The following is a 1,007-nucleotide window of genomic DNA, read 5'->3' as shown; positions in this document are numbered from 1 at the left end:
CAGGTCAGCGGCGAACAGATAACCGCCGAGGTGAAACGTCACCTGACGCTCAGTAGCGAACAAGACAGCAACCGCTATGACAGTCAGCAGCAGAACGCCAGTGCCGGAGCCAGTGCCACCGTGGGCCCGCAACCGGGCGGGACCCTCAGCCTCAGCGCCAGCCGCGACAAACTCCACAGCAATTTTGACAGCGTACAGGAACAAACCGGGCTGTATGCGGGGAAAGGGGGCTATCAGGTGAACGTGGGGGACCATACTCAGCTTGACGGCGCGGTGATTGCCAGCACGGCCGACAAAGCCCACAACACCCTTGACACGGGCACGTTGGGCTTTAAGGACATTCAAAACAAAGCGAACTTCCGTACTGAACACCAGAGTGCCGGTATCAGCACCGGGGGGCCCGTTGGCAGTCAATTACTGAGCAATCTGGCCGCCAATACTCTGGTGGGCGCGAACAGCGCCGGCCATGATGAAAGTACCACGCACGCTGCCGTCAGTGAGGGCGCGGTGATTATCCGGGATAAGGACCACCAGACGCAGGATATTGCCACTCTGAGCGGCGATACCGATAACGCCGCTAATGTCCTCAGTCCGATATTTGACAGGGAAAAAGAACAGCAGCGTTTGCAACAGGCGCAACTGATGGGTGAAATTGGTGCGCAGATGACCGAGATAGCCCGCACCGAAGGGCAAATTATCGCCACAAAAGCGGCGAAAGCGAAACGGGACCGTATCAGTGAACAGGACAAAGCTGATGCCAGAGAAAAACTGGTCAACCGGGGCAATAAACACCCGACTCCGGCAGATATCAACCAACAAGTCTATGACACCGCTTACACGCAGGCGCTGAATGACTCCGGCCTGGGGACCGGCGGAACCTATCAGAAAGCCCTACAAGCGGCTACGGCAGCGATTCAGGGGCTGGCGGGGAATAACCTCGGTCAGGCGCTGGCAGGCGGCGCGTCACCGTATTTGGCGGGAGTGATTAAAGGACTGACCACTGACCC

The 1,007-nt window shown here is 58.2% G+C and carries 1 protein-coding gene; it reads left to right on the top strand.

Annotated features, from left to right (window positions below):
- Positions 1 to 1,007 (top strand): hemagglutinin repeat-containing protein (locus tag C5471_RS23340; protein WP_207627459.1); only part of this gene is annotated, 1,007 nt, incomplete at both ends.

Origin of the sequence: Photorhabdus tasmaniensis, from assembly GCF_011189505.1 — a bacterium.
Classification (GTDB): Bacteria; Pseudomonadota; Gammaproteobacteria; order Enterobacterales; family Enterobacteriaceae; genus Photorhabdus; species Photorhabdus tasmaniensis.
Note: the sequence above shows the minus strand (reverse complement) of the source record. Positions and strands in the feature narration are given on the sequence as shown.